We start from the raw sequence: 25,704 nt of genomic DNA, 5'->3' as shown, positions 1-25,704 counted from the left end.
GGAGTGGGTGAACCCCGTCACAGTGCGTATCTCAGCCCGACGGCACGAAGAACGTCACCCTCCGCAGCGCACCGGCCCCGGCACCGGAAGGGTCGACGAAGCGGGTGGTGAGCTCGTGGGACCCGGTGTCCAGGTCGGCGAAGAAGTAGTTGAACGTGGTGTCGGTCTCGAGCGCAGGGAACGACGTCGTCCCACCGTCGAGCGTCACCTCGTACGGCGTGCCGGCCGGCACGTAGAGGTCGAACGCCACGAGGTTCCCGGGCAGCACGCTGACGTCCTCACCCGGCACGGGCGCGAGGATCACCGGCGCCTCGAAGACGTACGGTCCGGCTGCACCACTGGCGCCCGACCGGGCGGCATCCACGGTCTGCGTGGCGGTGTACGCCGTGGCGACGTCCGGCTCCCCGGGTTCCGGGACGGCCTCCCACACGCCGGCGTCATCGGCGGTCGCCGTGGCGACGACCACACCGCCCTGGTCCAGGACCTCGATCGTCGCCCCGGGGAGCGCCGTCCCGGTGAGAGTGACCGGCGTGCGGAAGTTTCCCGCTGCCGGTGCGGTGATCGTCGGCGGATCCGGCGACGGGGACGGAGTTGCGCTCGGCGACGGCGACGGCGACGGAGCTGTGCTCGGCGACGGCGACGGACTCGGAGTCGCGCTCGGCGTCGACGTCGGGGCCGGTGTCGCCTGCGGCGGCGCACCAGGTGTCGGCTCGGCCGCGTCGGCGGCGGGCGGGTCAGAAGCTCCGGGCACCGGAGGAGCCGCCGGTTCGGCGGCCACCGCCTCGTCAGGTGCCGCCGGGGCCCGGTGCGGATCAGGGAGCAACGGCGGCTCAGGAGACGGCTCAGGCTGGTCGGAGGACGACGGCGCCGGCGACGGCGCCGGCGACGGCGACGGCGACGGCGACGGCGACGGCGACGGCGACGGCGACGGCGAGACGGGCTCGGCCCGTTCGGGGGCAACGGGCGCCGCGGGCGCGGCAACGGCCCCGGTCCCGGCCCCGGCCACTGACGACCCGGGTGAGCTGCCGGAGCCCCAGAGCACGGTCGCGCCGACGACCACGGCTGCCACGACGACGACACCCACGGCCCCGGCCGCGATCCCGGTCGTGGTCAGCCCTCGATCGTGCGCCCGTCGCCTGGACCCGCGCGACGCTGCCGCGGCTCCGACGCCGGCCCCTGTGCCGGACGTGCCGGCGAACGCTCCGTCCACGAAGGAACCGGCACCGAGCACGACCGGCAGCAGGAGGACCGGCACCCGCAGGGAGACGTGCCGCAGCTCGGCCAGCACCTCCGTGCAGGAGGCGCAGCCGACGAGATGTGCGTCGACGCGCCGCGCCTTGGAAGCCCCGAGCCGACCGCGGTCGTAGTCGGCCAGGACGGCGAGCGTCTCGCGGCAACCTGGCTCGGCGTCGCGGGTCCGTACGTGCGCCTGCAGCCAGGCTCCGCGCAGGCCCTCCCGGGCACGGCGGGACAACTGGGCGACGGCGTTCGGACTGGAGGCGAACTGCGGGACCAGTTCACGCGGAGGCGTTCCCTCGACCTCCGTCAGCCACAGGATCCGTTGCCACTGGTCGGGCAGGGAGGCGAACGCCCGCGCGAGCACGTCCCTCTCCGCCAGCGCGTGCGCGTGGTCCGGGCTGTGCTCGCCCTGCGCGTCCTCGATCTCCTCCAGCTCCATGAGCACGGACTCGGTCCGGCGGGACCGGTCGGTCACCAGGTTGCGCACGGTCCGCAACAGGTATCCGACGAACTCGTCGCGCGGCCCGTGCTCACCGCGCAGGGCGCGCAGGACGTTGAGGAAGGCCTCCTGGGCCACGTCGTGAGCGTCCGGAGCCGGGACGAAACGCCGGGCATACCTCAGCGCAGCAGCGTGGTGGCGCCGGTAGAGCTCACCGTACGCGTCGTCGCGCCCCGAGCGGACGAAGGCGGTCAGCTCAGCGTCGGGGAGCTCGCTCAGGAAGTTCGACAACCGTCGCCCTTCGACGAATGGACATCCGGGGCCATACGGTTCTCCCCGCTGGAGAAGACCCCCGGGGCAGACCACCATGACGACTCTGTGATGCACGTCACATCTATCGACGGGTGCTGAGTGCGAGCGGCAGGAGAACCGCACACAGGTGGCGCTGCTCGTGCACGAGGCCGAGGGCTGAGGGAGGCTGAAGCGCTCTCTCAGGCCGGCACGACGGCGCAGCCCCGCCGGTCCAGGACCACGCCCACCTTCTCGTCCGTCTGCGGCACCGGGCCGTCGGTGAGAGCCACGAGCCGCTCCTCGCCCGCACCCAGGTCGACGTCGACGGTGACCTCGGTCCGACCGCGCCGGAACGTCGAGGCGACGACCACACCACGCGACCCCTCGTCACCGTCACCCGTGCCCGGGGCCACCCGCAGGCCGCCCGACCCGACCGCCAGCAGACCGTCGTCGTGCGGGAGGAACGCCTGGTAGCCGAGGAACTCCGCGACCTGGCGCGTGGCCGGCGTTCGCCACAGCTCCTCCGGCGGCGCGACCTGAGCCAGCCTGCCCGCAGACATCACCGCGACCCGGTCGGCCACCGTAAAGGCCTCGTCGTGGTCGTGGGTGACGAACACCGCGGTGGTGCCCGTGGCGCGCAGCACCGCCCGGATCTCAACGGCCAACCGCTCGCGCAGCCCCCGGTCGAGCGCCGAGAGAGGTTCGTCGAGCAGGAGGAGGCGCGGTCGCGGGGCGAGTGATCGTGCCAGCGCCACGCGCTGCTTCTCGCCGCCGGAGAGCTCTGCCACCGTGCGGTTGCCGAATCCCGCCAGGCCCACGAGGCCCAGCAGCTCCGCGACGCGCTCGGTCCGCTCCGCGCGCGGCCGGTCGGCGAGCCCGTAGGCGACGTTGCCCGCGACGTCCCGGTGGGGGAACAGCTGCCCGTCCTGGAAGAGCAGACCGAACCCGCGCCGGTGCACGGGCACCCCGGCCAGGTCCGCCCCGCCGAACGCGACGGACCCCTCGGCCACCGGCTCCAGGCCGGCGACGGCCCGCAGCAGCGAGGACTTGCCACACCCGCTGGGACCCAGCAGGGCGAGCACCTCCCCGGCCGCGACATCGAGCGAGACACCGTCGACCGCCGTCGTGCCCGCGTCCCCGCGCCGCTGCCCGTAACGCACGACGACGTCACGCACGGTCAGACCCGCCTCGCGCCCCGACGCTCCTGCCATCAGAACTCCCCTCCGGTGTCTCCGCGCATCCGTTCGGCCACCATCATGACGGTCGCCGTGAGCGTCGCGAGCACCACCGACGCCGCGAGCGCCATCCCGTAGTTCTCCGCACCCGGCTGCCCGATCAACCGGTAGATCACCACGGGCAGCGTCGCGGCGTCGGGCCGGGCGAGGAACGACGTCGCGCCGAACTCTCCGAGGGACACCGCGAACGCGAACCCGACGGCCAGGCCCAGCGAGCGTGCGGCGAGGGCCAGGTCGACGCTCGCCAGCACCCGGCCCGGCGACGCCCCAAGCACGGCGGCGGCCTCCCGCAGCCGCGGGTCGATCGCCCGCAGCACGGGCAGCATCGTCCGCACGACCAGCGGGATCGCCACCACCGCCTGTGCGATCGGCACGAGCAGCCCGGAGGTACGCAGGTCGACGTCGAACCCGAGCGGACGGTCCAGCGTCAGCAGGAACCCGAAGCCCACCGTCACCGCGGACACGCCCAGGGGGAGCATGAAGACCCCGTCCAGCCCGGCGACCGCACGCTGCAGCCCGGGTGCCCGCGGCCGTCGCGAGACGACGAGCACGACGAGTCCCCCGACGACGATCGCGATCAGCGTCGCGAGCGTCGCGATCCGCAGCGAGTTGAGCGTGGCCTCCCACACGGTGACCGTCAGCGCGTTGCGCCCGCCCGTGGTCCCCAGCGCGGCATAGTTGGCGAGCGACCAGGCACCGTCGGGCCCCTGGAACGAACGCGCCACGAGCCCGACGAGCGGGAACGCGACCAGTCCCCCGACGACGACGGCGGTCGTCGCCGCGGGCAGCGCGTCACGGGCGGCGCGCAGGTCGAGCGGGTGCGCGCCAGACGTCTCACCGGTCAGGTGCAGGGCACGTTCCCGCCGGGCGCGCAGGCGGGCGCTCACGAGCAGGGCTGCCACCACCACGACGAGCTGCAGCACGCTCAGCACCGCTGCGGCCCGCAGGTCGAGGAACTGCGTCGTCCGGATCCAGATCTCCGTCTCGATCGTGCCGTACCGCATGCCGCCGAGCACCAGCACGACCCCGAACGCCGTCGAGCAGAACAGGAACACCACCGACGCCGCCGACGCGATCGCCGGGCCCAGCGCCGGCAGCGTCACCGTCCGGAACGCCCGCCACGGGGTGGCGCCGAGCGCGCGGGCCGCCTGCTCGGCCCGCGGGTCGAGCCGCTCCCACAGGCCGCCCACCGTGCGGACCACCACCGAGTAGTTGAAGAAGACCAGCGCGACGACGACCCCCGCGAAGCTCTCCTGCCACCCCAGCCACCCGAGCGGACCGGACGGGGTGAACAGGTTGCGGAACGCGACGCCGACGACGACGGTCGGCAGCACGAACGGCACCGTGACGAGGCCGCGCAGCAACGTACGACCACGAAACCGGCACCGGTACAGCACGTAGGCGCCCGGCAGGCCGAGCAGCACGCTGAGCAGCGTCCCGACGCTCGCCTGCGCCAGCGTCTGCCCGACCACCCGCCACGTCCGGGGCTCGCTCAGGACCTCCGCGAAGCCGGAGAGGTCGAGCGTCCGCCCGCCCGCGCCGTCGTCGGCGAAGAAGCCCTCGACGACCAGCGCGACCACGGGCCACGCGAAGAAGACGGCGAGGAACACCAGCGGGACGCCGACCGCCCCGCCCCAGCCCAACCACGCCCACCGGGGCCGGCGCCGCGGACTCACCGGAGCGAGTCCTGGGCGAGCCTGCGGCTCCGCACCGGGCGAGCGCCTTGCTCCGCTGCGGCCCTCACCCTCGCGTCGCCTCCGGCTCACCCGATGCCGTCTCGGCTGAGCCTGCGGCTCCGCACCGGGCGAGTGCCTTGCTCCGCTGCGGCCCTCACCCTCGCGTCGCCTCCGGCTCACCCGATGACCGTGGCCGTCCACTGCTCGATCCACTCGTCGCGGTGCTCGGCGATCTCCGTGGCCGGGACGTCGTAGGGCTCGTCGGCCAGCGGTGCGAACTGCTCCCACTCGGCCGGCAGCTCGACCGTCTCGTCGGCCGGGTACATGTACATGTTCGCCGGGATGTCCGCCTGGACCTCGCCGGACGCGAGGAAGTCCACCAGGGCACGGGCACCGTCCGGGTTGTCCGTCCCCGCCAGGACGCCCGCGTACTCCACCTGCCGGAAGCACGTGCCCAGCAGCGCCGTCGTCGTCGACTCGCTGCCGTCCTCGGTGACCGTGAAGGCGGGCGACGTCGCGTACGACAGCACGATCGGGCGCTCCCCGCCCTCCCCCGCACCGGAGAAGTCGACGTAGTAGGCGTCCGACCAACCGTCGGTCACCCGGAGCCCGTTGTCCGCGAGGTCGGCCCACCAACCCTGCCAGGCGTCCTCGCCGAACGCGCTGATCGTGGCCAGCAGGAACGCGAAGCCGGGGGACGACGTCGCCGGGTTGGTGACGACCGTCAGGTCGGCGTAGGCCGGGTCGGTGAGGTCCTCGAGGCCGGTCGGCGGCTCGATGTCCGCGTCCTCGAACCACGCGGTGTCGACGTTGAGGCACACGTCACCACGGTCGATCGGGGTCAGGCCCTCCAGGCCCTCCTCGACCTGGGCGCTCACCGAGGGGTCCAGGTCCTCGGGCGTGTACGGCTCGAACACGCCCTCCTCGACCGCCCGCGACGCGAACGTGTTGTCGACCCCGTAGACGACGTCGCCCAGCGGGCTGCCCTGGGTCAGGACGAGCTGGTTGACCAACGCCCCGGCGTCGCCCGCCGCGACGTGCTCGACCTCCAGACCCGTGTCTGCCTCGAAGGACTCGAGGAGCCCCTCGCTCAGCGCGAAGGAGTCGTGCGTGACCAGCGTCACCGTGCCGGACAGCTCGGCGGACGAGTCCGCCGGGACCGGTGTGCTCCCCTGCTCTCCCGGGGCGTCGTCGCCCGTGCAGGCGGCCAGGGCGGGCACCAGCCCGACGACGGCGAGGGTTGCCAGGGTGCGGCGGGTACGGATGGTCATACGTCCTCCTCAGACGGATCTGAAGGGGGGCCGTGCCCGCCGTTCGCGGACCACGGGATCGAGAAGCCCGACTTCCTCCACCGGTGCTAACCGGATCAGGTTCGAGGGTCTGCGGCGAACCGCACTCTCAGCGCTCGCTGGCGCTCCCCTGTCGTTCCCTCCGAGCCTACACACCGCACGCACGCTACGGTGGTGGCGTCCGTCGGGCGGGCCGCTCGCGGCACCGTCCGATGCTGCCGTCTGGTACTGGAGGATCCGTGGAGCATTCCGAGCAGTCCGAGCCCTCGCTGGGGGTCAAGATCGGGACGGTCGCCGCGACGTTCGCGGCCGGGTGGGTCGCGCAGAAGCTCATCAAGGTCGTCTGGGAGAAGGCCACCGGTCACGACGCCCCCATCGACCTCGACGCGGACGACATCCCGATCGTCCAGGCGATCACGTTCGCGGCGGTCACCGGTGGGGTCGCCGTGCTGGCCCGCCGGCTCGCCCGTCAGGGTGTGACCAAGGCGGTCGACCGGCGCGCCAAGAGCGTCTCCGTCGTGTAGGCCCGACGGCGCCGCCACGGCCGGACGCCGTCCCTCAGCTCCGGCTCCGCTGGCGGCGGCGCGCGAGCTGCGCCTCGTGCCCGTGGGGACGGTCCACCGTGTGCACGGCGGCCAAGGCCGCGGCGAGGCGGTCGTCCGGCGCGAGGTCCGCGTGCAACGCCAGGGCCGCGACGATCTGCGAGGCGGCCGCCTGGACGGGGATGCCGGCCCGTGCGGCTGTTTCGCCGAGCCGGTCGCCCGCCTCGTCCTCCGCGATGCCCTGGACCGCCATGAAGGCGCCCTTGGCCTGCTCGACCGCAGCGGCCGAGACCATCGCGCGCCCCACCGCACGGTGCGACTCGCGGTCCAGTGCTTCCCTCGTCACCGGGCTGATGTCGAGCACGTAGCCCACCACGTGGCTGACCGCGCCCTCGTCGTCGTGCTGCGCCTGCCCCGTGACGACCACGGTGCGGGCCTTCCCGTGCGGGTCGACGATGCGGTGCGCGCTGCTGAACGGTCGCCCGGCCCGCAACGCCACGACCGCTGTCCGGGAGAGCCGTGCGCGGTCGTCGGGGTGGGTGCGGCTGCGCAGCAGGTCGACGGTGGGCTCGATCTCTCCCGGCTCCCGCCCGTGCATCCGGTAGACCTCGTCGGACCACCACGTCAGCCCGGACTCGACCTCGACCCGGTACCGACCCACGACGAGCTGCACGCCAGCGGCCAGCGCCTCGGCGGCCGCGGCCAGACCTGTCGCTCGGCTGGTGCGGTGCGACGACGACCCGCTCATGACGACTCTCCGGATTCCCGGGCACGGCGCCCGGTCAGGACTGGTGTGCCGCCCACCGTACTCCCGGGGTGGAGAACTGCCACCCGAGGGCCGATGCTTCACCCGACGGGCTTCAGCGACGACTTGTCGTCGGATGCGGGTGCCTCGCCGGCCACCTCCCGGCGATGTGCACGGACCGAGTGGACGACCGCGCCCACCCAGACGACAACCACGACGCCGAAGACGACCGCCGCGGCGGCACCTTCCAGGGACACGAACTCGGTCCCGAGGAGCGTCCGCGTGTTCGTCAGGACGATGAGGCCGCCGACGGCCGACCCGAGGACGCGCGGAGGAACCCACCGCACGATCCAGGCCGCGATCGGGGCGGCAATCAGCCCGCCGATCAGCAGGGCGATCGCCCAGGAAGTCTCGATCCCCGCCGTCCCGAGCCCGACGAAAAAGCCGAGGCTCGCAGCCACTGCGACGAAGAACTCGCTGGTGTCGATCGAACCGATGACCTTCCGGGGCTCGAGCCGCCCGCTCGCGAGGATCGCCGGGGTACCGACCGGCCCCCAGCCCCCGCCGCCCGTCGCGTCCATGAATCCGGCGACCAGCCCGAGCGGGGTGAGGAAGCGTCGGCGCAGCGGCTGGCCCACCCGGTCGGTGCGGAGCCCCCGGAACGTGAACCGGAACAGGACGTAGAGGCCCAGGCCGAGGAGCAGCACGGACATCAGCGGGCCGGCGATCTCCGTCGAGAGCCACGAGAGGAACGTGGCCCCGACGAAAGCTCCCACCGCACCGGGGACACCGATCCGCGCGACGACGCGCCAGTCGACGTTCCCGAAACGCCAGTGCGAGGCGCCGGAGGCGAGGGTGGTCCCGATCTCGGCCAGGTGCACGGTCGCCGAGGCAGCCGCGGGGTTGGTGCCGATCATCAGCAGGAGGGTCGTCGAGGTGACGCCATAGGCCATGCCGAGGCTGCCGTCGACGAGCTGTGCCCCCAGACCGACCAGGGCGAGGAGTACGAGGGTGTGCACGGTGACCTCCGGAGACGGATCGGCATTACTCGACATACCCTATAGGTTCAGTCGGGTTTTGGGGAGACGTTCGCCCGACGGGATCGATCCCGGCCTACGGGTTCTCCCAGGCCTCCTCGTCGTCCACCAGCCGGCGCAGCTCCTCCGGCACCGACCCGGCGGCCAGGTCAGCCAGCGTGACCTGCGCGAGAACGGCTCGCACGTTCGCCCGCAGCGCCACCCACACGTGGAGCAACGATGCTGCGGAACCCGAGTAGTCGAGATCCGAGGGCCGCTGGTCACGCACGTAGACCAGGGGGCCGTCGACCGCGCGCACGACGTCAGCCACGGTCACACGATCCGCCGGCCGTGCGAGCACGTACCCACCGCCGACCCCTCGCCGGCTGGCGACGATCCCGTCCCGACGCAGATCCCGCAGGATCGCCTCGAGGAACCGGTGGGGGACGTCCTGTGCGGACGCGAGGGCCTCGGCAGACACGGGGGCGCCGTCCGTGACGGCCGCCAGCTCGATCGACGCCCGCACCGCGTAGTCGGCCTTCGCCGAGATCCTCACCTACGCCGCCTCCCTGTCTGCTCGCGGGTCTGCCCGCGCCGCGCGGAGCACCTCGCATGATACGTGCCCTGCCCTGCCCGAAACGCTTGCCCCAGAATGCAGTCAGGCCCCCCGCACCGTGTGGTGTGGGGGGCCTGGCTGTGAAGGGTGTCCGGCGGCGTCCTACTCTCCCACCCCGTCTCCAGGGCAGTACCATCGGCGCTGAAGGGCTGAGCTTCCGGGTTCGGTATGGGACCGGGCGTTTCCCCTTCGCTGTGACCGCCGTAACGTTATCGAGTTGTTCGGGTTCCCCCTTGTTGTTTCACCTGGTCGAGGTGAAAGGGGGTGGTGCCCGTTTCTCGGGAACCGCACAGTGGACGCGTGCATAGCAGAAGTGTTGGTGTTGAAGTTGTTGGCTTATTAGTACCGGTCAGCTGCGACAGTCGTTGGTCCTGTCTTCCACTTCCGGCCTATCTACCCAGTGGTCTAGCTGGGTGCCTTCACCCCACGAGGGGGATGGAAACCTCATCTTGAAGCAGGCTTCCCGCTTAGATGCTTTCAGCGGTTATCCCTTCCGAACGTAGCGAACCAGCGGTGCTCCTGGCGGAACAACTGGCATACCAGAGGTTCGTCCGTCCCGGTCCTCTCGTACTAGGGACAGCCCTTCTCAAGTTTCCTGCGCGCGCAGCGGATAGGGACCGAACTGTCTCACGACGTTCTAAACCCAGCTCGCGTGCCGCTTTAATGGGCGAACAGCCCAACCCTTGGGACCTACTCCAGCCCCAGGATGCGACGAGCCGACATCGAGGTGCCAAACCATCCCGTCGATATGGACTCTTGGGGAAGATCAGCCTGTTATCCCCGGGGTACCTTTTATCCGTTGAGCGACGGCGCTTCCACAAGCCACCGCCGGATCACTAGTTCCGACTTTCGTCCCTGCTTGACCTGTCGGTCTCACAGTCAAGCTCCCTTGTGCACTTGCACTCGACACCTGATTGCCAACCAGGCTGAGGGAACCTTTGAGCGCCTCCGTTACATTTTGGGAGGCAACCGCCCCAGTTAAACTACCCACCAGGCACTGTCCCTGATCCGGATCACGGACCGAGGTTAGATGGTCGATGCGGTCAGAGTGGTATTTCAACGGCGACTCCACTCGCGCTGGCGCGCGGGCTTCAAAGTCTCCCACCTATCCTACACAAACCGCACCGAACACCAATACCAAGCTATAGTAAAGGTCCCGGGGTCTTTCCGTCCTGCTGCGCGTAACGAGCATCTTTACTCGTAGTGCAATTTCGCCGAGTTCGTGGTTGAGACAGCGGAGAAGTCGTTACGCCATTCGTGCAGGTCGGAACTTACCCGACAAGGAATTTCGCTACCTTAGGATGGTTATAGTTACCACCGCCGTTTACTGGGGCTTAAATTCTGAGCTTCGCTTACGCTGACTCGTCCTCTTAACCTTCCAGCACCGGGCAGGCGTCAGTCCGTATACATCGTCTTGCGACTTCGCACGGACCTGTGTTTTTAGTAAACAGTCGCTTCTCCCTGGTCTCTGCGGCCCTCACCGCTTCCCACCGCTAGGGTGTTCACGGATCGGGCCCCCCTTCTCCCGAAGTTACGGGGGCATTTTGCCGAGTTCCTTAACCACGATTATCTCGATCGCCTTGGTATTCTCTACCTGACCACCTGAGTCGGTTTGGGGTACGGGCGGCTAGAACCTCGCGTCGAGGCTTTTCTTGGCAGCTGAGGATCACCCGATTCCCGCTAGTGCGGTCACCGTCAGTTCTCACCGTCAATGCTTCGCGGATTTGCCTACGAAGCCGGCTACAACCTTGGACGTGGTCTACCATCGCCACGCCGGGCTACCTTCCTGCGTCACCCCTGTTAACACGCTTACCTACTACCGGATTGGGTCCCACGCCGTTGTACCGGTGTCACCCGAAGGCGACGGTGGTACTCGGGGGTGGTCAGCATCACCGGATTCGGTATGGGCGGTTCTTCGCCGGTAGGAGAATATCAACTCCTTGTCCATCGACTACGCCTGTCGGCCTCGCCTTAGGTCCCGACTTACCCAGGGCGGATTAACCTGGCCCTGGAACCCTTGGTCATTCGGCGGACGGGTTTCTCACCCGTCTTTCGCTACTCATGCCTGCATTCTCACTCGTGTGGTCTCCACCGCTAGGTCACCCTGCGGCTTCACTGCCCACACGACGCTCCCCTACCCACCCACACACCTGAACACCCCCTCGAAAGGGAATGCTGGGTAAAGTGTGAGTGCCACGGCTTCGGCGGTGTACTTGAGCCCCGCTACATTGTCGGCGCGGAATCACTTGACCAGTGAGCTATTACGCACTCTTTCAAGGGTGGCTGCTTCTAAGCCAACCTCCTGGTTGTCTGTGCAACTCCACATCCTTTCCCACTGAGCACACGCTTAGGGGCCTTAGCCGGTGGTCTGGGCTGTTTCCCTCTCGACTACGAAGCTTATCCCCCGCAGTCTCACTGCCACGCTCTGGCTTACCGGCATTCGGAGTTTGGTTGACGTCAGTAACCTGGTGAGGCCCATCGGCCATCCAGTAGCTCTACCTCCGGCAAGGAACGCGTGACGCTGCACCTAAATGCATTTCGGGGAGAACCAGCTATCACGAAGTTTGATTGGCCTTTCACCCCTAACCACAGGTCATCCCCTCAGTTTTCAACCTAAGTGGGTTCGGTCCTCCACGCCGTCTTACCGGCGCTTCAACCTGCCCATGGCTAGATCACTTCGCTTCGGGTCTAGACCCGGCGACTGAATCGCCCTATTCGGACTCGCTTTCGCTACGGCTTCCCCACACGGGTTAACCTCGCCACCGAGCACTAACTCGCAGGCTCATTCTTCAAAAGGCACGCCGTCACCCCTGCTAAGGAGGCTCCGACGGATTGTAGGCACACGGTTTCAGGTACTATTTCACTCCCCTCCCGGGGTACTTTTCACCTTTCCCTCACGGTACTTGTCCGCTATCGGTCACTAGGTAGTATTTAGGCTTAGCAAGTGGTCTTGCCAGATTCACACGAGATTTCACGGGCCCCGTGCTACTTGGGATCCCCTTCACCAGGCCGCACCATTTCGTCTACGGGACTCACACCCTCTACGGTCCGCCTTTCAATGCGGTTCGACTATGACACGACTTTCTTACTGGTCCAGACCATGTCAGTGATCTGAGAAAGGTCCCACAACCCCGCACACGCAACGCCTGACAGCTTGACACGCATACGGTTTGGCCTCATCCGCTTTCGCTCGCCACTACTCACGGAATATCTCTTCCTGCCGGTACTGAGATGTTTCACTTCCCGGCGTTCCCCCCTGCACCCTATGAATTCAGGTACAGGTAACCGCACATGACTGCGGCTGGGTTCCCCCATTCGGACATCCTCGGATCACAGCTCGTTTGCCAGCTCCCCGAGGCTTAACGCAGGCTACAACGTCCTTCTTCGGCTCCTAGTGCCAAGGCATCCACCATGTGCCCTTCTAAACTTCGACACACACTACAAATATGCTACAGAAATCCAAGAATAATACTTGAACATCTGGGATGCTCGCGTCCACTGTGCAGTTCTCAAGCAACGGACGGTCCCGCCGGCCACCAGGCCCACCCGACCCCCACACACCCCACCAACCATCACCCCCGAAGAAGCAACGACCCGGCACGACGCGCGAAGCGGTATGAAGACCCGACCAACGACCCGTATCCATCAAAGGTCACCCGACCACGCAGGCCGGTTGCCTCAGGACCCAACAGTGTGCTCACACGACCCACCAGAGGCCACCGACCACGTTCCCACCCACCACCGAAGCAGCAGACGTACTAGCAGCCGGCACGCACCCAGCGCACCGCAAACAGTCAATGTTCCACCCAGAGCAACCACCAGACACACGTTCGGCGCCTACGATGGCTGTGCATGACCACCCACCCCCAGGGCAGAACCCCACCAGGTGAGCAGTATGTGCTCCTTAGAAAGGAGGTGATCCAGCCGCACCTTCCGGTACGGCTACCTTGTTACGACTTAGTCCCAATCGCCAGTCCCACCTTCGACCACTCCCCCCGGACGAACCGGTTGGGCCATGAGCTTCGGGTGTTACCAACTTTCGTGACTTGACGGGCGGTGTGTACAAGGCCCGGGAACGTATTCACCGCAGCGTTGCTGATCTGCGATTACTAGCGACTCCGACTTCATGGGGTCGAGTTGCAGACCCCAATCCGAACTGAGACCGGCTTTTTGGGATTCGCTCCACCTTACGGTATCGCAGCCCTCTGTACCGGCCATTGTAGCATGCGTGAAGCCCAAGACATAAGGGGCATGATGATTTGACGTCATCCCCGCCTTCCTCCGAGTTGACCCCGGCAGTCTCCCATGAGTCCCCGGCATAACCCGCTGGCAACATGGGACGAGGGTTGCGCTCGTTGCGGGACTTAACCCAACATCTCACGACACGAGCTGACGACAACCATGCACCACCTGTGCACCGACCTTGCGGAACCACCATCTCTGGCAGCGTCCGGTGCATGTCAAGCCTTGGTAAGGTTCTTCGCGTTGCATCGAATTAATCCGCATGCTCCGCCGCTTGTGCGGGCCCCCGTCAATTCCTTTGAGTTTTAGCCTTGCGGCCGTACTCCCCAGGCGGGGCACTTAATGCGTTAGCTGCGGCACGGAACTCGTGGAATGAGCCCCACACCTAGTGCCCAACGTTTACGGCATGGACTACCAGGGTATCTAATCCTGTTCGCTCCCCATGCTTTCGCTCCTCAGCGTCAGTTGCGGCCCAGAGACCTGCCTTCGCCATCGGTGTTCCTCCTGATATCTGCGCATTCCACCGCTACACCAGGAATTCCAGTCTCCCCTACCGCACTCTAGTCTGCCCGTACCCGATGCAAGCCCGAGGTTGAGCCTCGGGTTTTCACACCAGACGCGACAGACCGCCTACGAGCTCTTTACGCCCAATAATTCCGGACAACGCTTGCGCCCTACGTATTACCGCGGCTGCTGGCACGTAGTTAGCCGGCGCTTCTTCTGCAGGTACCGTCCACCCGAAGGCCTTCTTCCCTGCTGAAAGAGGTTTACAACCCGAAGGCCGTCATCCCTCACGCGGCGTCGCTGCATCAGGCTTTCGCCCATTGTGCAATATTCCCCACTGCTGCCTCCCGTAGGAGTCTGGGCCGTGTCTCAGTCCCAGTGTGGCCGGTCGCCCTCTCAGGCCGGCTACCCGTCGACGCCTTGGTAGGCCATCACCCCACCAACAAGCTGATAGGCCGCGAGCCCATCCCCCACCGAAAAACTTTCCAACACCCACCATGCGGCAGATGCTCATATCCGGTATTAGACCCCGTTTCCAAGGCTTATCCCGAAGTGGAGGGCAGGTTGCTCACGTGTTACTCACCCGTTCGCCACTGATCCACCCAGCAAGCTGGGCTTCACCGTTCGACTTGCATGTGTTAAGCACGCCGCCAGCGTTCGTCCTGAGCCAGGATCAAACTCTCCGTAAAAGAGAGAAAACAACCAACAACCCCCAAAGAGGGCCACCAGTCGCCTATCGATACTGGCCAGACCAAACAGACTAGCTGTTCAATCCAGTCCAAAGGAACCAAAAAGGTTCAAAATTTGGCATTGACTATCAAGCACACTGTTGAGTTCTCAAACAACCGACGCACACCATCCAAGACCAGAACTTCCCGTCCCGGCCCCATCCGGGGCAACCCCTCAAACTTAGCAGTTCGAATTTCTCCCGGCAAATCGCTCGAACCTTATCGATCCGTGCCATTTTGGTTGAAACCGAACCCGCCCCACACTATCAGAACGCGCTCAGCGCGACTGATCCAGAAGGATGTGGTTTCCAGCCCCGGCCCGGCCACCGGTACCCAGCCTCAGTGGCTGTCTCCTCGGTGTCCGTCGGCCCGTCGGGCTGACTCAGAGAACACTACAGAGGTTCCCGCCCCGACGTCAACGCGGCCGGACGTGGCGCGCGCCACTCCTCCGCTCAAGGGCCGCGGGACGGTCCGCGGTGCTCCGCAGGACGACCGACGGCGCCGCCCAGCACTGGCCGGGCGGCGCCGTCGTCCTGCCGGGAAGGTCAGCCGGCCGTCGCCGGTGTGGCGCCCGCTGCCACGCGCCGTGCCTCCTGGAACTCCTGCTCGACCTCGTCTCCCGGAGGACCGGTCACCAGGCTGACCACGACCGCGGCCACCAGGCCCACCACGAACCCGGGAATGATCTCGTAGAGCGAGTCCGCCAGCGCGCTCTGCCCCCAGACGAAGGCGACCACCGCACCGCCGACCATGCCGGACAGCGCCCCCCAGCGGTTCAGCCGGCGCCAGTAGAGGCTGAGCAGGACCACCGGGCCGAAGGCCGCACCGAAGCCTGCCCAGGCGAACCCGACGAGATCGAGGATCGTCGTCGTCCGGTCCAGCGCGATGACTCCGGCGACCAGGGCCACCGCGAGGACGCCGGCGCGTCCCAGCATCACCTGCGTGCCCGCCGACAGCTCCCTCTTGGTCAGCATCTTGGCGAGGTCCTCGACCAACGCGGAGGACGAGACGATGAGCTGCGAGGAGATCGTCGACATGATGGCGGCGAGGACCGCCGCGAGGACCAGTCCCGCGACCACGGGGTGGAAGAGCGTCTGGGCGAGGAACAGGAAGACGGTCTCGGGGTTGTCGAGCGTCACGCCGTTGACGTTCACGTACGCCACCCCGATGAGTCCGGTCATGACGGCGCCCGCACCGGTCAGGATCATCCACGAGATGCCGATCCGGCGGCCCGCCGTGGCGTCCGCGGGCGACCGCATCGCCATGAAGCGGACGATGATGTGGGGCTGGCCGAAGTAGCCGAGCCCCCACGCTAGGGCCGACACGATGCCGGAGACCGACGCGCCGGCGACGAACGACAGGTGATCGGCGGCGGCTTCCGTGTCCGCGGCGAGGATCCCCTCGCGCACGACGTCCCAGCCACCCATCTCCACGACCGCGACGATCGGCACCGCGACGAGCGCCAGCAGCATGAGGATCCCCTGGGCGACGTCCGTCCACGTCGCCCCCAGGAAGCCTCCGAAGAGCGTGTAGGCGAGCGTCACGCCGGCCACCACCAGCAGGCCCGTCGTGTAGCTCAGGTCGAACGAGCTCTCGAAGAAGGTCCCGCCGGCCACCATGCCCGACGAGACGTAGAAGGTGAAGAACACCAGCACGATGGCACCGGCGGCGACGCGCAGCAGCCGCGACGTGTCACGGAGGCGGTTCTCGAAGAAGCTCGGGATGGTGATCGAGTTGTTCGAGACCTCCGTGTAGGCCCGCAGACGCGGCGCCACGAACTTCCAGTTGAGCCACGCACCGATGGTCAGCCCGATCGCGATCCAGGCCTCCACGAGACCCGCCACGTAGATGGCACCGGGCAGCCCCATCAGCAGCCAGCCCGACATGTCCGAGGCGCCGGCGCTCAGTGCCGCGACACCCGGGCGCAGGCGGCGGCCGCCCAGCATGTAGTCGTCGAGATCGTTCGTCCGGCGGAAGGCCGCGTAGCCGATGCCGAGCATCAGGGCCAGATAGGCCACGATGGCGATGGTCGTCCAGGTCTGATCGCTCATGCGATCGTTCACCCTCTCGTGCGTCGTGCAGCGTCTGACCCGCACTGCACCGTCGCAGTCCGGGTCGCCCGCCGCGTCGATCGCGACAGGCGGGGGCCAGGTCTGTTCCACCCGACGCGGGATCGCCGTCGTCGGTGGGCCTCGCTGCGGAACCACCCCACGGGGTCGACAACGAGAAACGGCCCGATCCGTCAGGATCGAGCCGTCTTCTCGCTGTGCGCCCGGAGGGATTCGAACCCCCAACCTTCTGATCCGTAGTCAGATGCTCTATCCGTTGAGCTACGGGCGCAGACTGTCCGATGCTGTCGCACCGGCCGACGAGAACATTACCGTGCCGGATGCCGATCCCCAAACCGGGAACCGCCATCGTGACCGACACCACGGTTGGTGCCCGGCATCCTCGAGCAACAGAAAAGACCCCGGGCGTCGAGCTCCGGAGTCTTCCTGGCGGAGACGGGGGGATTTGAACCCCCGAACGGGTTGCCCCGTTACCACCTTAGCAGGGTGGCGCACTAGACCAGACTATGCGACGTCTCCTCGCAGCGACCGTCAACGACGCCTGTGCTGCGGCGACCACAGTACCCGTCGGAAGGCCTGCGGGGCAAAAGCCCAGGGGCCGACCGGCATCCCCTGGCCCGCCGGGCCGGCACCCAGGGTGCGCGCAGGCCCGGCGTCGCGGCGGAGGGCGGGGGATTCGAACCCCCGGTGCGGGGTTGCCGCACAACGGTTTTCAAGACCGTCACATTCGGCCGCTCTGTCAGCCCTCCCAGGCCCCGCAGTCTAGCCGGGGCCGCACAGCGCGAACGGCGGCCGGTCGGTGGGTGGAAGCCCACGGACCGGCCGCCGTCGAGGATCAGCTCGAGGAACCGCCCGTGCGAAGCTGCCGCATCGCCAGCTGCACCAGGGAGATCAGCGTCTGCTTCGTGGCCGCCCGGGACCGCGCGTCCGTGTAGAGCATCGGGACGTGCGCCGGGATCTGCAGCGCCTCGCGCACGTCCTCCAGGCGATGCTTGGCCACACCGTCGAAGCAGTTGACGCCCACCACGAACGGCACACCGCGCTGCTCGAAGTAGTCGATGGCCGGGAAGCACTGCTCGAGGCGGTCCGTGTCGACCAGCACGACCGCGCCGATCGCACCGCGCACGAGGTCGTCCCACATGAACAGGAAGCGGTCCTGGCCGGGGGTCCCGAACAGGTACAGCCAGAGGTTGCCGGGCAGCGACACCCGCCCGAAGTCCATCGCGACCGTCGTCGTGGTCTTGCGGTCGGTCACGCCGCCCGCGTCGTCGACGCCGACGGAGTGCTCCGTCATCGCCGCCTCCGTGTTGAGAGGCTCGACGTCCGAGATGGAACCGATGAAGGTCGTCTTGCCGACGGCGAAGCCACCGGCCACCACGATCTTCGTGACCGTCGGCGCGGCGGCGCCGGACTCCGGGGCAGGTCCGGCGGCGGCTGCCGGTGCCTGCTGCTGCCCCCCGGGAGCGGCCTGCTGCGGCGCCTGGCTCATCGGTGCCGTCTGCTGACCGACCGCGCCGTTGGTCGCCGTGGAGGCCATGGCCGGCGCACCGTTCGACGGAGCGGGTGCGGCCGGGGCCTGCGCAGCGCTGGGCGCCACGGGCGCCTGCGGACCGCCGGCGCCCTGCGGGGCGGCCTGCACGTCGGCCTCGGTCCGCGGCGCGCCGCCGAGCACGCTCTGCCGGACGGGCGTGCCGGTGCTCGTCACGCCGAACGGCGACGGCGAACCGCCGCCGGCCGGCGAGGAGACCGGCGCCCAGCTCGGGGCCAGGCCGGCGGACCCACCGGGCGACGCGCTGTCAGAGGGTGGAAATGCCATTGAGAACACTCTCCAAGACGCTCAGGGAAAGCCCCGAGTGGTTGCTGCCGTGGCCCGTGTGGACATTGACCGGGGCCGAGGTGTGCACGGTGATGTGGCCCTCCTCCTGCATGTCCGCCACCAGGATGCGGACGACCCCGAGGGGGAGCTTGAGCAGGGCGGAGAGCTCCGCGATCGACACGTAGGTGTGCGCTGCGTGCTGCAGGATCGCGCGCTTCTCCGGCGTGAGACCGAAGCTGCTGACCGCCCCGGGCATCACCTCGACCAGCGCCTCGAGAGGCAGGTCGGACAGGGAGGAGCGGACCCGGCCACCCGTGACCGCGTAGGGACGCACCGTGGAAGCCTCGTAGCCATCCGCGGAGTGCGAGCCCAGGGAACCGAACGGTGCGTGCGTCATCCTCTATCTCATCCAACCTGCGCTGAGCGCGTCGTGCCGTCGACGGGAAGGCTGCCTCGCATCTCGGAGATGAGCTGCGGGGTGAGGGTCGCCTCGGTCCGCGAGACCAGCAACGCCATCTCGTAGCCGATGAGCCCGATGTCGCAGTTCGCCTCGGCGACGACGGCGAGGACGGAACCGTTCGAGACGTTCATCAGGAAGAGGTACCCGTTGTCCATCTCGATGATGGCCTGCCGGACGTTGCCACCGCTGAGCTGGCGCGACGCACCACGGGTGAGGCTCGACATCCCCGAGACGATCGCGGCGAGCTGGTCGCCGCTGACACGGTCGAGGTGGTCCGACATCGCCATGAGCAGTCCGTCCGCCGACACCACGAGGGTGTGGCGGCTGCCGGGCACGGTCCGGACGAAGTTGTCGAGAAGCCACCCGAAGTTGGTCGCTTCAGTACTGAGGGTCACGCTTCCTCCTCGTCAGGTGCGCTGAGTGCGCAGGTCACCGCTGCTGCGGAGACGATCCAGGGGACATCATTCACGGTCAAGGGGTCATCCGTCGAGGCCCCGTCACCCGGTTGCCTCGGAACGGCCACGGGCGGTTGCCGACTGGAAGGCCGACAGCCGTGCGCGCAGCTGCTCCGGATCACGTTCGATGCGGGCCGAGAAGCGGTCCGCCGAGGCGGTCTGCTCAGCGGTCCTGCTCCGGCGGGTCAAGCCGTTCGCGGCCTCCGAAGCCACCGCGGTCGGTCGGTACGTCTGCTCCTCGTTGCTGGTCGTCACGTTCTCTTCCTGGAAGACACCACGCTGCATGAGCGTGGACATCTCCTCGTACAGGACGGCCGAGGCCATCCACTCGGAGCGCGCCTCGACGGTGTCAGGCACGTACTGGGGGTCGAGCGGGTCGGCCTTGGCCTCCCCGGTGGAGCGCAGCGGCAGGACGGACTCGCCGTAGGACCTGCCCACCGGCCGGCCCTCGTCCGCCGACGCCGCGAACGCCGGAGCCGGCTGCGCGGGCTCGGCGGCGACGGGTGCCGGCTCGGCCTGCTGCGGCGGCGGCGCGTAGGGCACGTCCTCCACGACCGGCGGCTGGTAGGCCACCGGTGCCGGGGTCGTCGCGGGCTCCGGCACGAACGGGCGCGGGCCCGGGGCGTCCGTCGGGCTCGGCCAGCCGGTGCTCGCCGGGGCCGACGCGGGTGCCGGCCGACCCGCCACCTCGGCGTCGGGCTCCTGCCGCACCGCGAGGGTCGGCGTCGTCAGCGGGTCGACCCCACCGACCGACCCGACCGGCTGCGGCCCGGACCCCCGCGTGACCGAGTCCGCGGCAGCCGCGGCGGTCTCCTCAACCGCCGGCTTGCGGCCGAAGAGGCCACGCTTCCGCGCGCTCTGCTGCTGCGGGGCGTCCGCCCGCCGGGTCGGCAGGTCGGACATCAGGTCCTCGAACGCCGGGAGGGTCGTGTAGCCCTCGTCCTCCGGCGCACCCGCGGTACCGATCGGCACGTCTCTGACGGGCACGTCGTCCGCCGGCGCCTCGGCGTCGTCGACCGGCGACCGGACCGACTCGGTGTCCGCCTCGGACGGGCTCAGGTCGACCGGCACGTCCGCCGGGTCGTCCGTCACGGCGTCGAGCTGCAACGTTCCCTCGGTGGGGGAGCCCTCGAGCCGCTCCATCGAACGGAAGCTCGAGAACAGGCCCGTGCGCTGCTCCGGCTCGATCGGCGCGGCGACCGGCTCGTCCTGCGGCAGGAGCGGCAGGGAGCCCGACCGGGCGTCCGGCTCCTGCGTGCCGGGGGCGGGACGCTGGCGGCTGGGCAACGAGCTGGCGGCCGGCTCGACCTCGGCCGGCGGCGTCCACGACCCGTCCTCGGCCGCCGCCTGCGCGGACTCGTCCATGTGCGGCGTGGCGAGCGGCGGCAGCACGATCGACTCGGTCGGCGGCCCCTCGTCCGCACGACGGCGGCGGGGCATCCCGGTGCGCGTCGTGCCGTCGGTCAGGGCGTCGATGTCGACCGGCTCGGCGGTCGGCGGCTCCGGTTCGGCCATGCCGAACGCCGAGCGGGCCGGAGCGTTGTCGGCAGGGCGCGGGCGGGCGTCGGGCATCGCCAGCGACGACGTCTCGGCGCGCGGGGCGTCGCCCGTGAACTGCGGCTCGGGTGCGTAGGCGGGCGCGGGCGCCGCAGGGCTCGACGCACCCCGCGGGTCGGCCGGGACCGTCGCCGGCGCGGCGTCAGCGAGACCGGCCTGCGCCGGCTCCTGGCCGAACTGGGCGACCGCCTGCTGCGTCGACGTCGCGAGCGGGTCCGTCGGCTGCGGCAGCGGGACCGCCTCGTCGGACAGGAAGAGCTCCGGCGGGAACGCCACCGTCACGGTGGTGCCCTTGCCGTTCGCCCCCGCGCTGAACTCCACGACGGCACGCAGCCGGACGGCCAGACGGCCGACCACGAAGAGGCCGAGGCGCTGGGCGCCCACCGCGTCCGAGGCCGTGGTCGAGGCGACCTTCGTGTTCGCGTCCGCGATCTCCTCCGCCGACATCCCGAGACCGTGGTCGCGCACCGTGACGACCACGCCGCGCTCGTCACGGGTCGTCGAGACCTCCACGGGCGTGTGCGGCTCGGAGAACATCGTCGCGTTCTCGAGCAGCTCGGCGATGAGGTGCGCCGCGTTCAGCGCGTTGTGGCCGAGCATGTGCGGATCGGCGTGCAGGCTCAGCCGCACGCGGTCGTAGAGCTCGATCTCCGACGACGCGGTCCGGATCACGTCGGAGACCGGCATCGGGTTGCGCACCCGTCGACCGGAGTCGATGCCGGCCAGGACGAGCAGCGACTCGGCGTTGCGCCGCATCCGGGTGGCGAGGTGGTCGAGGCGGAAGAGGTTCGACAGCGTGCTCGCGTCCTCCTCCGACCGCTCCAGCTCGTCGAGGAACGCGAGCTGACGGTTCAGCAGCACCTGGTCGCGACGCGCGACGTTGACGAACATCTCGGCGATGGACCCACGCAGGGCGGCCTGCTCCCGAGCCACCGACATGGTCGTCTCGTTCACCTGGTTGAACGCGTAGGCCAGGCGGCCGATCTCGTCGTCGGACTCGACGGGGATCTGCACCAGGTCGATGTCGGGGGACTGCCCCGGCACCGCCATCTGCTCGACCATCTGGGGCAGGCGCTCGCGCACGTCGGCCGTGGCGGTGGTCAGACGCTGCAGCGGCGTCACGATCCGGCGGGCGATGACCAGCGCGATGAGGAGCGACAGCAGCACGACACCGAACGTGACGGCGAGCGTACCGAGCGCCTGGGTACGGGCCGAGGACGACTCGCTCTGCGCGTAGTCGACGGTCGCCGCACGGACCTCGTCGCGCACGGGCTGCATCTCGTCGACCCAGGCCTGGGAGAGCTCCGCCCAGTTCGCCGCATCACCCTGGTCGAGCCGGGAGAAGTCGAGGTACTGGAGCTGGAACCGGAGGTTGTCCAGCTCTTCGGAGTACTCCGGGAGCTGGATGTCCAGGCCCAGACGGTCGACGCGGTCCTGCGCTGCCGCCCGGAGGTCGTCCGTGGTGTTCAGCGCCGTGACCATCTGGCTCATGAGGTCGGCGTTGCGGTCCTCCGCCGTGGCCGCGCTGGCCGCGTTCGCGATGCCCAGCGCCACGATCGGCCGCTCGTAGGTGTTCGCGAGCATCGCCTCGTCCATGGCGACGTAGGCGTTGAGGTACTCGGCCAGCGTCGAGTCGGTCGACGCGGCCGACAGCGCGCGGGGGACGTCGAGCGCGCGCTCGATCAGCTCGTTGTACTGCGCCGTCGCGGAGGCCGGCTGGATCTGGCCCGCGATCACGTCGGTCTGCAGGGCGTCGACAGCACGCCGGTCCTCGAGCGTCGCGTTGATCGCGTCGCGGACGTTCGTGCTCAGCAGGTCGGTGTCCAGCGCGCGGAACGCCTCGTTACGGGCGTCCACGGCCTCGTCGGTCTGCTCCTGCGCCTCGACGAGCCGGTCCTTCGCGTCATCGACACCGTTGAGCATGGCCACCGCCAGCGCGCGCTCGGACGCCATCGCGGTACCGGCCCGGTCCTGCAGCTCGAGGCTGTCCACCAGTCCCGACGTCTGGTCGGCCTCGACCGCGTCCTGCAGCGCGCCCCACGAGATGTACGTGGCGGCCAGAAGTAGGACGAAGATCGGCACGGCGAGTGTCGCAAGGATCTTCCCGCGAACGCCCAACCTGCGGAGCATGGGGACCTCTCTCCATCACTGATCGTTCGGAGCAGAGGGGCATCCAGCCGCTCGACTCCGATGTTCATCGCACTCGCTGGGACCGCTCTCGCTGCTCGACACCGCGCGGCGAGTAGCCTCCATGACTGTGCGAGCCGTCACGATATCGGGCGAAGGCCCCGCAGGGAAACTCACCACAACAGCCGTCAACCTACCCGAACCGGGCACCGGGGAGGTACTGGTCGAGGTCGCTTCGAGTGGCGTCAACCGTGCTGACCTGCTACAACGCGCCGGACTCTACCCTCCGCCGCCCGGTGCACCCGAGTGGCCGGGACTTGAGATATCCGGTACGGTCCGCCGCCTCGGCGTGGGCGTGTCGACCCGGCGAGTCGGCGACGAGGTCGTCGCGCTCCTCGCGGGCGGGGGCTACGCGGAGCAGGTGATCGTCCGCGCCGACCAGACGCTGCCGCTGCCCGCCGGCCTCGACCTGGTCGACGCGGGTGCCCTCCCCGAGGCGGTGTGCACGGCGTGGACCAACCTCGTCGACACCGGCCGGCTCCGCAGCGGCGAGACGCTCCTGGTCCAGGGCGGCTCGGGCGGCGTCGGCAGCGTCGCGGTCCAGCTCGGTGCGGCCCTCGGCGCCCGGGTCGTGGCGACGGCGGGTGGGCCCGAGCGCGCCGCACGCTGCCGCGACCTCGGGGCGAGCGCAGTCGTCGACCACCGCAGCGAGGACGTCGTCTCCGCCGTCCGGGAGGCGACCGACGGCCGGGGCGCCGACGTCGTGCTGGACGTGCTCGGGGGCGGCGGGCTGCCGGACAACGTCCGGCTGCTCGCCCCCGGGGGCCGGCTCGTGGTGATCGGGCTGCAGCAGGGCCGCACGGGTGACCTCGACCTCGCCCGGCTCATGGCGAAGCGCGCCACTGTCACCGGCACGACGCTGCGCTCGCGCAGCGCCGAGGAGAAGGCGGAGATCGTCGCGGCGGTCGGCGAGCACGTCTGGCCGATGATCGCCGACGGGCGCCTGCGCCCGGTGGTGCACGCACGACTTCCGCTCGACGAGGCACAGGCGGCTCACGACCTGCTGGAGTCCGGCGAGGTGTTCGGCAAGGTGCTGCTCGTCCCCTGAGCTGGGGGGGGCTACTCGCGGCCGGTCGCCGTCATGACGATCGCCCCGGAAACGAGGACGAGTCCCGCGACCTCCGGCCACGACGGGACCTGCTGCAGCACGACGGCGCCGATCACGGTCGCCGTGGCCGGGAGCATCGCGAGGAGCACCGAGAAGGTGGCCGTCCCCCCGCGGCGCAGCACGAGCTGGTCCAGCACGTACGGCACGACCGACGAGCACAGGGCGACGGCGAGCAGGAGGGCCAGGAGCCGGACGTCGGGCACGACCTCGAGCACCGACGAGCCGAAGAACGGCGCGAAGACGACGGCACCCACGGCCATGCCGATCGCGAGCCCGTCGATCCCCGCGCCGCCGCCGGCGGCCCCGGCGACCCGCTTGCCGAGCACGATGTAGCCGGCCCAGCAGGCCGCCGCCGCCAGGACCGCGACGAGCCCGACGACGACGTCCGACCGCGGGAGGTCACTCTCCAGCGTCACGCCGGCGAGCAGGACCACACCGCCGGCGGCGACGACGATCGCGCCGCGCTCGCGCCACCCCCGTCCGGTGATCGCGGCGACGGCGATCGGTCCCGTGAACTCGATCGCGACCGCGACGCCGAGCGGCAGGTGGTCGATGCCCACGTAGAAGACGATGTTCATCGCGGCCAGCGCCGTGCCGAAGAGACCGGCCACCACGACGTCGTGCCGGGTCCACCGGCGGCGCCACGGACGGCGCCACGCGAGCAGCACGACGGCGGCCAGGACGATGCGCCACCAGCTCACGGTGGGTGCGCCCAGCGTGTCGAAGAGCCCGACGGCGACGGCGGCACCCAGGTAGAGGGTCAGGCCCGAGACGACGAACAGCGCCGGGGCCGGGACGCGATCGACACCGCGCGGTGCCGCGGACGACGGCGGACCGGGCGGGACGGGAGTCGTGGCGTCGGGCACCCGGGGAGCCTACGCCCGAGGCGTCCGTGCGGACGTCCACATGCCGGGAGATGTGGAGGAATCGCGGCGATGTCCTGGACGAAGAGTGATCACGTCCTCTAGGTTCGCCTGCGGTCGGCACACCCGTGGCGACACCATCGATCCCCAGGGGGAAACCATGTCCTTCGGCGAAGCCGTCCAGTCCGTCCGCAGCAACCTCACGAACTTCACCGGCCGTGCGCGGCGCTCCGAGTTCTGGTGGTGGTACCTGTTCGCGATCCTCGTCATGTTCGCCGCGGGCATCGTGTTCAGCGTCGTCGTGGGGATCATGACCGCGATCGACGTGCAGGCCCTGACGACGGTCGTCGGGATCGTCCTCGGCCTGGCGCTGCTGGCGATCTGGGTCTACCTCTTCATCGGGATCCTGTCGGCCGGGGTCCGCCGCCTGCACGACCAGGACAAGTCGGGCCTGTTCCTGCTGCTCGCCTTCGTCCCGTTCGTCGGCGGCATCCTCGTGCTCGTCTTCTGCGCCCTGGAGGGCACGCAGGGCCCCAACCAGTACGGCCCCGACCCGAAGGCCGCCCCCGCCACCCCCGCCGTCTGACCACTGCCTGCCCGAACTCGTCCCCGGCAAGGCGGAGGTAC

16 protein-coding genes, 3 tRNA genes, 3 rRNA genes and 1 riboswitch are annotated in these 25,704 nt (G+C 69.2%); of the genes, 3 read left to right on the top strand and 19 right to left on the bottom strand.

Annotation, left to right across the window (positions count from 1 at the left end):
* Positions 1 to 31: 31 nt before the first annotated feature.
* The 4 genes from AC3RJ8_RS01680 to AC3RJ8_RS01665 form a co-directional block, all read right to left on the bottom strand.
* The gene (locus tag AC3RJ8_RS01680) at positions 32 to 1,969 is read right to left on the bottom strand and encodes a sigma-70 family RNA polymerase sigma factor (RefSeq protein WP_489714236.1); all 1,938 of its coding nucleotides are present in this window, start codon (positions 1,967 to 1,969) and stop codon (positions 32 to 34) included.
* Between the two features lie 200 nt (positions 1,970 to 2,169).
* Positions 2,170 to 3,180, bottom strand: a complete 1,011-nt coding sequence (locus tag AC3RJ8_RS01675; RefSeq protein WP_489714235.1) for an ABC transporter ATP-binding protein — start codon at positions 3,178 to 3,180, stop codon at positions 2,170 to 2,172.
* Positions 3,180 to 4,880: an ABC transporter permease gene (locus AC3RJ8_RS01670; RefSeq protein ID WP_489714234.1), complete on the bottom strand. Its 1,701-nt coding sequence runs from the start codon at positions 4,878 to 4,880 to the stop codon at positions 3,180 to 3,182. The genes AC3RJ8_RS01675 and AC3RJ8_RS01670 overlap by 1 nt, the downstream gene beginning before the upstream one ends.
* Before the next feature lie 176 nt (positions 4,881 to 5,056).
* Positions 5,057 to 6,151: a thiamine ABC transporter substrate-binding protein gene (locus tag AC3RJ8_RS01665; RefSeq protein ID WP_489714233.1), complete on the bottom strand. Its 1,095-nt coding sequence runs from the start codon at positions 6,149 to 6,151 to the stop codon at positions 5,057 to 5,059.
* Between the two features lie 55 nt (positions 6,152 to 6,206).
* Positions 6,207 to 6,311, bottom strand: a riboswitch (TPP riboswitch).
* 97 nt (positions 6,312 to 6,408) lie between these two features.
* Between AC3RJ8_RS01665 and AC3RJ8_RS01660 the strand changes: the two genes are divergently transcribed.
* On the top strand, positions 6,409 to 6,693 hold the full coding sequence (locus AC3RJ8_RS01660; RefSeq protein ID WP_489714232.1) for a DUF4235 domain-containing protein: 285 nt from the start codon (positions 6,409 to 6,411) through the stop codon (positions 6,691 to 6,693).
* A gap of 34 nt (positions 6,694 to 6,727) precedes the next feature.
* On the opposite strand, the gene AC3RJ8_RS01655 is transcribed toward AC3RJ8_RS01660, so the two are convergent.
* The 14 genes from AC3RJ8_RS01655 to AC3RJ8_RS01590 form a co-directional block, all read right to left on the bottom strand.
* Entirely contained in the window at positions 6,728 to 7,459 is a 732-nt protein-coding gene (locus AC3RJ8_RS01655; RefSeq protein WP_489714231.1) for a PAS and ANTAR domain-containing protein, read from the bottom strand.
* Between the two features lie 98 nt (positions 7,460 to 7,557).
* Positions 7,558 to 8,475, bottom strand: coding sequence for a sulfite exporter TauE/SafE family protein (locus tag AC3RJ8_RS01650; protein ID WP_489714230.1), 918 nt, complete (start codon positions 8,473 to 8,475; stop codon positions 7,558 to 7,560).
* Between the two features lie 94 nt (positions 8,476 to 8,569).
* Entirely contained in the window at positions 8,570 to 9,028 is a 459-nt protein-coding gene (locus tag AC3RJ8_RS01645; RefSeq protein WP_489714229.1) for an RrF2 family transcriptional regulator, read from the bottom strand.
* Positions 9,029 to 9,177: 149 nt separating this feature from the next.
* A 5S ribosomal RNA gene (rrf, locus tag AC3RJ8_RS01640) occupies positions 9,178 to 9,294 on the bottom strand.
* Positions 9,295 to 9,407: 113 nt separating this feature from the next.
* Positions 9,408 to 12,521, bottom strand: a 23S ribosomal RNA gene (locus AC3RJ8_RS01635).
* 475 nt (positions 12,522 to 12,996) lie between these two features.
* Positions 12,997 to 14,523, bottom strand: a 16S ribosomal RNA gene (locus tag AC3RJ8_RS01630).
* The 16S, 23S and 5S rRNA genes sit together here, the layout of an rRNA operon.
* 584 nt (positions 14,524 to 15,107) lie before the next feature.
* Positions 15,108 to 16,613: a sodium/proline symporter PutP gene (putP, locus tag AC3RJ8_RS01625; RefSeq protein WP_489714228.1), complete on the bottom strand. Its 1,506-nt coding sequence runs from the start codon at positions 16,611 to 16,613 to the stop codon at positions 15,108 to 15,110.
* Positions 16,614 to 16,829: 216 nt separating this feature from the next.
* Positions 16,830 to 16,902 (bottom strand) — tRNA-Arg (locus tag AC3RJ8_RS01620).
* Positions 16,903 to 17,058: 156 nt separating this feature from the next.
* Positions 17,059 to 17,150 (bottom strand) — tRNA-Ser (locus AC3RJ8_RS01615).
* 142 nt (positions 17,151 to 17,292) lie between these two features.
* Positions 17,293 to 17,380: transfer RNA gene (locus AC3RJ8_RS01610), tRNA-Ser, on the bottom strand.
* A gap of 86 nt (positions 17,381 to 17,466) precedes the next feature.
* Positions 17,467 to 18,120 (bottom strand): GTP-binding protein, encoded by a 654-nt coding sequence (locus AC3RJ8_RS01605; protein WP_489715549.1) that lies wholly within the window; start codon positions 18,118 to 18,120, stop codon positions 17,467 to 17,469.
* Between the two features lie 307 nt (positions 18,121 to 18,427).
* A complete protein-coding gene (locus AC3RJ8_RS01600) occupies positions 18,428 to 18,844 on the bottom strand; it encodes a DUF742 domain-containing protein (protein WP_489714227.1) in 417 nt (138 codons plus the stop codon).
* 8 nt (positions 18,845 to 18,852) lie between these two features.
* Positions 18,853 to 19,302 (bottom strand): roadblock/LC7 domain-containing protein, encoded by a 450-nt coding sequence (locus tag AC3RJ8_RS01595; protein ID WP_489714226.1) that lies wholly within the window; start codon positions 19,300 to 19,302, stop codon positions 18,853 to 18,855.
* A gap of 102 nt (positions 19,303 to 19,404) precedes the next feature.
* The gene (locus tag AC3RJ8_RS01590) at positions 19,405 to 23,001 is read right to left on the bottom strand and encodes a sensor histidine kinase (RefSeq protein WP_489714225.1); all 3,597 of its coding nucleotides are present in this window, start codon (positions 22,999 to 23,001) and stop codon (positions 19,405 to 19,407) included.
* Positions 23,002 to 23,170: 169 nt separating this feature from the next.
* Here AC3RJ8_RS01590 and AC3RJ8_RS01585 point away from each other — a divergent pair, with 169 nt between their 5' ends.
* Entirely contained in the window at positions 23,171 to 24,154 is a 984-nt protein-coding gene (locus AC3RJ8_RS01585) for an NAD(P)H-quinone oxidoreductase (protein WP_489714224.1), read from the top strand.
* 11 nt (positions 24,155 to 24,165) lie between these two features.
* On the opposite strand, the gene AC3RJ8_RS01580 is transcribed toward AC3RJ8_RS01585, so the two are convergent.
* Positions 24,166 to 25,080 carry an EamA family transporter gene (locus AC3RJ8_RS01580; RefSeq protein ID WP_489714223.1) on the bottom strand — a complete coding sequence of 305 codons (915 nt, stop codon included), beginning with the start codon at positions 25,078 to 25,080 and terminating at the stop codon, positions 24,166 to 24,168.
* Between the two features lie 157 nt (positions 25,081 to 25,237).
* Here AC3RJ8_RS01580 and AC3RJ8_RS01575 point away from each other — a divergent pair, with 157 nt between their 5' ends.
* Positions 25,238 to 25,663, top strand: a complete 426-nt coding sequence (locus AC3RJ8_RS01575; protein WP_489714222.1) for a DUF805 domain-containing protein — start codon at positions 25,238 to 25,240, stop codon at positions 25,661 to 25,663.
* The last annotated feature ends 41 nt before the right edge of the window (positions 25,664 to 25,704 follow it).

It is taken from the genome of Isoptericola sp. MSGPD8_1_ISO-PGPR-S23-394 (genome assembly GCF_058072785.1).
The sequence above is the reverse complement of the archived record's forward strand: the minus strand, read 5'-3'. Positions and strand labels throughout refer to the sequence as shown.